The sequence below is a fragment of the Amycolatopsis sp. SID8362 genome (assembly GCF_010550475.1).
Classification (GTDB): domain Bacteria; phylum Actinomycetota; class Actinomycetes; order Mycobacteriales; family Pseudonocardiaceae; genus Amycolatopsis; species Amycolatopsis eburnea.
The window spans coordinates 1-4,118 of record NZ_JAAGNB010000542.1 but is presented as its reverse complement, the minus strand read 5'-3'; the positions used below and the strand labels follow the sequence as shown (position 1 = coordinate 4,118).

The following is a 4,118-nucleotide window of genomic DNA, read 5'->3' as shown; positions in this document are numbered from 1 at the left end:
ATCCGGTCGTAGGACGGGTCGCCCGCCGCGCGCTTCAGCTCCCACAGCCGGCGCGCGAACGCCGCGACCGGGCCGGTGTCCGCCACGGGGCCCTGCGCGACCCGCCCGCGCCGTCCGGGGGTGCGTTCGACGTCCATCGCCGCCGAGGATAGGACGCGGACCGGGTGACCGGCGCTCCCCGATCGAGTGGTCCCGACCGAGCGGTCCACTGTGGAGCTAAGCTCCGGAAATGCGCAGCGAGAAGCTCACCCGCGCCTGGTTCGCGGTCACCGCCGTGGTCGCGCTGACCGGGCTCGTCAGCCAGGTCGTGGCCACCCCCACCGCGAACGTGCTCTGCTTCTTCACCATCGACTCGAACCTTCTCGTCGCGCTCACCTCGGCGCTGGTCGCGCTGGGCCGGGCGCGCGGGCGCGTGTTCACCGTGCTCCTGCTCGACGCGCTGGTCGGCATCATCGTGACCGGCATCGTCTACCAGGTCGCCCTCGCCGGCCTGTACGAGCTGCACGGCCTGGCGTTCTTCGCCGACACCATGCTGCACAAGGTGACGCCGATCCTGTTCGTGCTCGGCTGGCTCCTCGCGGCCCCGCGCGGCGTCCTGACCTGGCGCACGGTCTGGTGGTCGCTGCTGTACCCGCTGGCCTGGCTCGCGTTCACCCTGCCGCGCGGCGCGCTCACCGGCTTCTACCCGTACCCGTTCGTCGACGCCGGCGTGCTCGGCTACGGCCAGGTGGCGCTCAACTGCGTCTTCATCGGCCTGTTCTTCACCGCGCTCGCCGCGGGCGCGCGCTACTACGACGGCCGGCTCAGCCTCGCACCCGGCGAAACGCGTTGAGCCCGTCGGTCAGCCCGGCCTGAACCAGCGTCGGCAGCGCGCCGCGGCGGTCGACCGGCTTGCCCGCCGCGATCCGGTGCATCTGCCGGGTGTGCCACTGGATCTCGAGGAGGCTGTCGGCCAGCCGGACGCCGGTCTTCGGGCACCGCCGCTCGGCGCGGGCGTCCTCGCCGTCGAGCAGCCGCCCGGGCAGCCCCGGGTCGACGATCAGCGGCCGGCCGAGCCCGATGACGTCCAGCGCGCCGGAGCGCAGTGCCTCGGTCATCCCGCCCGGCGTCGCGAACCCGCCGGTGACCATCAGGGCGACGTCGGACACCGAACGCGCCTTCGCGGCATAGTCGAGGAAGTACGCTTCGCGCGCCTGCGAACTGGCTCGGCCCGAGCCCATCATCGCGGCCTTTTCGTACGTGCCGCCCGACACTTCGAGCAGGTCCAGCCCGGTTTCGCCGAGCTCGCGCACGACCTCGAGGGACTCCTCCTCGGTGAAGCCGCCGCGCTGGAAGTCCGCGCTGTTGAGCTTCACCGCCACCGGGACGTCGTCCCCCACCGCCGCACGCACGCGCCGCACGACCTCCAGCAGGAAGCGGCGACGGCGAACCGCGTCGCCGCCCCACTCGTCCGTGCGCAGGTTCGTCAGCGGCGAAAGGAACTGGGACACGAGGTAGCCGTGGGCGCCGTGGATCTGCACGCCGGTGAAGCCCGCTTCGACGAACGTGCGTGCCGCGACGGCGAAGCGTTCGATGATCGTTTCGATCTCTTCGCCGGTCAACGCGCGCGGAGCGGCGAAGGCGGTGCGGATACCGCGGTTGCCGAAGGGCACGGCGGACGGCGCCACCGGCTCGCGCGAGAGGTACCGCGGGCTCTGCCGGCCCGGGTGGTTCAGCTGCACCCACAGCCGTGTGCCGGTGCCCTCGACCGACCGCGCCCACGGCCGGTAAACGGCCGGGTCCGGCGTGGCGGCGACGTTGCGCGGCTCCCCCAGCGCGGCCGGGTCGACCATGACGTTCCCGGTGATCAGCGCGCCGGCGCCGCCATGGGCCCAGGTGCGGTACAGCTCGGCCAGCTCGCGGGTGGGCGCGTTGCGGCGATCGCCGAGCTGCTCGCTCAGCGCCGACTTGACCAGGCGGTTCGGCAGCTCCGCGCCGCAGCGCAGTTTCAGCGGCTCCGCCAGGAGTTCCCGGGTCGCGGTCATCGCGTCACTCCTCGAACTTACTCCAAGTAAGGTGACGCGACAGTAGCATACCGTCGGTATGTCATCTACCCGTCGAATGACCGTTAGGGTCGGGCGCATGACGGCGATCGTGCAGAACTTGGTGACGTCCGGTGTCTTCCGGCTCGACGGAGGCAGCTGGGACGTCGACAACAACGTGTGGCTGGTGGGCGACGATTCGGAAGTGATCGTGATCGACGCGGCCCACGACGCCAAGGCGATCGAAAACGTCGTCGGCGAGCGGAAGCTGGCCGCGATCGTCTGCACCCACGCGCACAACGACCACGTCAACGCCGCCCCCGACCTCGCCGACGCGACCGGCGCCCCGATCCTGCTCCACCCCGACGACCGCGTCGTCTGGGACCTGACCCACCCCGACCGCGCCCCGGACGGCGAACTGTCCGACGGCCAGGTCATCACCATCGCCGGCACCGCGCTCCGCGTCATCCACACGCCGGGCCACGCGCCCGGCGCGGTCTGCCTGTACGCGGAGGAACTCGGCGTCCTGTTCACCGGCGACACCCTGTTCCGCGGCGGCCCCGGCGCCACCGGACGGTCCTATTCGGACTACCCGACGATCGTGAAGTCCATCCGGGAAAAGCTTTTCACGCTCCCGGAGTCGACGAAGGTCCACACGGGCCACGGCGAAGGCACGACGATCGGCGCGGAGAAGGCCGCGTCGAGCGGCTGGGACCAGGCCTAGGAGGTGTGCTTCCGGGCGACGAGGGCGAACTCCTCGATCGCCCGGTCGAAGGCGGAGCCGGCCTCCCGCACCGGCGGAGGCAGGAACCTCCGCTCATCACGAGCAGCCCGTAGAACGCGCGCATGTCGGTGCGAGCCGTGTAGTACCCGTCTTCGAACTCGATCTCCCGCTGCGCGTCGGTCTCGGCTTCCTCGGCGAGCGTCCGGCGGCGGTCGCCCGGGTCGCGGCCTCGATCATGCCCGCGCAGCGGTCAGCGCGGTCCTGCCGCAGCTTCGCGCGACGCGCCGCATTGAGCTTCAGCGGTTCGAGCAGCGCCCCCAACGGCACCGACCGCCGTCAGCACGTCAGCCTCGGCGCGCTCGGCGACACCCGGACGCGCTGCTTCGCCTCTTCGGCCAGCTCGAGCGCCCACTGCTGCAGCCCGGCGACGTCGATCCCGTGCGGCGGCTCGGCGCGGAACGGCTCGATGTTCGCCGCGCCGCGCTCGAGCAGTGACGCCGCGCCGACGTTGTTGCCGCGGGCCGCGTGCGTCAGGCCGACCGCGAGCTGCGCGAGGCCGCGCCAGAGTTCGCGGTCGGGGCCGTCGGTGCTCTTCCACGCGTCTTCGAAGACCTCGTGCGCGTGGAACGGCTTGCCGTCGTCCAGCAGCCGCTGGGCTTCCGCAAGCGTTTGCGCCGGGGCCCGCACGATGCCCTCCGGCTGGCGTTCGACGCCGTCGGAGCCGTACGGGAGGGGGCGCCCGAGGCCGTCGCGCGGCCGTGCGTTGCGTGCCCGTCCTTCGTCGTCCCGGTCGCGGCGGCTCATGCCCTCGATCCTGCCACGGGCCCGGCAGGTAGTCTGGGGACTCGTGCGTTTCCTCGACGGCCACCGGCCCGCCCACGACCTGACCTACGACGACGTGTTCCTGCTGCCGAACCGTTCGGACGTGGAGTCCCGCTTCGACGTCGACCTCTCCACCGCGGACGGCACCGGCGCGACCATCCCGATCGTCGTCGCCAACATGACCGCGGTCGCCGGCCGCCGGATGGCCGAGACCGTCGCCCGGCGCGGCGGGCTCGTCGTGCTTCCCCAGGACGTCGACACCGACGCCGTCACCGAGATCGTCGGCTGGGTCAAGAGCCGCCACACCGTGTGGGACACCCCGCTGGTCCTGACCGGCGGCGACGCCGTGGCCGACGCCCTCAACCTGGTCCACAAGCGCGCCCACGGCGCTGTCGTGGTCGTCGACGGCGAAGGCCGCCCGGTCGGCATTGTCGACGAAGCCGCCTGTGCGGGCGTCGACCGCTTCGCGCGGCTCGCCGACGTCGCGCAGCCCGCGCACGTCGCGGTCCCGGTGACCACGCCGGCGCGCGAGGTCTTCGAACGCCTGCACG

5 protein-coding genes are annotated in these 4,118 nt (G+C 72.3%); 3 read left to right on the top strand and 2 right to left on the bottom strand.

Translation table 11 applies throughout. The features are described from left to right. Positions 1-229: 229 nt before the first annotated feature. The gene (locus G3I65_RS17140; RefSeq protein WP_160697009.1) at positions 230-832 is read left to right on the top strand and encodes a Pr6Pr family membrane protein; all 603 of its coding nucleotides are present in this window, start codon (positions 230-232) and stop codon (positions 830-832) included. Here the strand turns inward: G3I65_RS17140 and G3I65_RS17135 are convergent. After that, positions 804-2,024 carry an NADH:flavin oxidoreductase/NADH oxidase family protein gene (locus G3I65_RS17135; protein WP_160697008.1) on the bottom strand — a complete coding sequence of 407 codons (1,221 nt, stop codon included), beginning with the start codon at positions 2,022-2,024 and terminating at the stop codon, positions 804-806. The genes G3I65_RS17140 and G3I65_RS17135 overlap by 29 nt on opposite strands. Positions 2,025-2,121: 97 nt before the next feature. Here G3I65_RS17135 and G3I65_RS17130 point away from each other — a divergent pair, with 97 nt between their 5' ends. After that, a complete protein-coding gene (locus G3I65_RS17130; protein ID WP_160697007.1) occupies positions 2,122-2,745 on the top strand; it encodes an MBL fold metallo-hydrolase in 624 nt (207 codons plus the stop codon). A 336-nt stretch (positions 2,746-3,081) separates the two neighbouring features. Here G3I65_RS17130 and G3I65_RS17120 read toward each other — a convergent pair whose 3' ends face one another. Further along, entirely contained in the window at positions 3,082-3,549 is a 468-nt protein-coding gene (locus tag G3I65_RS17120; RefSeq protein ID WP_160697006.1) for a DUF309 domain-containing protein, read from the bottom strand. Between the two features lie 43 nt (positions 3,550-3,592). On the opposite strand from G3I65_RS17120, the gene G3I65_RS17115 reads away from it, so the two are divergent. Further along, on the top strand, positions 3,593-4,118 hold a 526-nt coding region (locus tag G3I65_RS17115; RefSeq protein WP_309235513.1), incomplete at its 3' end, for an IMP dehydrogenase.

What these genes read in the sequence shown, in the direction of transcription:
- G3I65_RS17140 (WP_160697009.1), top strand. Translation starts at nt 230, where the DNA reads ATGCGCAGCGAGAAGCTCACCCGCGCCTGGTTCGCGGTCACCGCCGTG.
- G3I65_RS17135 (WP_160697008.1), bottom strand. Translation starts at nt 2,024, where the DNA reads ATGACCGCGACCCGGGAACTCCTGGCGGAGCCGCTGAAACTGCGCTGC.
- G3I65_RS17130 (WP_160697007.1), top strand. Translation starts at nt 2,122, where the DNA reads ATGACGGCGATCGTGCAGAACTTGGTGACGTCCGGTGTCTTCCGGCTC.
- G3I65_RS17120 (WP_160697006.1), bottom strand. Translation starts at nt 3,549, where the DNA reads ATGAGCCGCCGCGACCGGGACGACGAAGGACGGGCACGCAACGCACGG.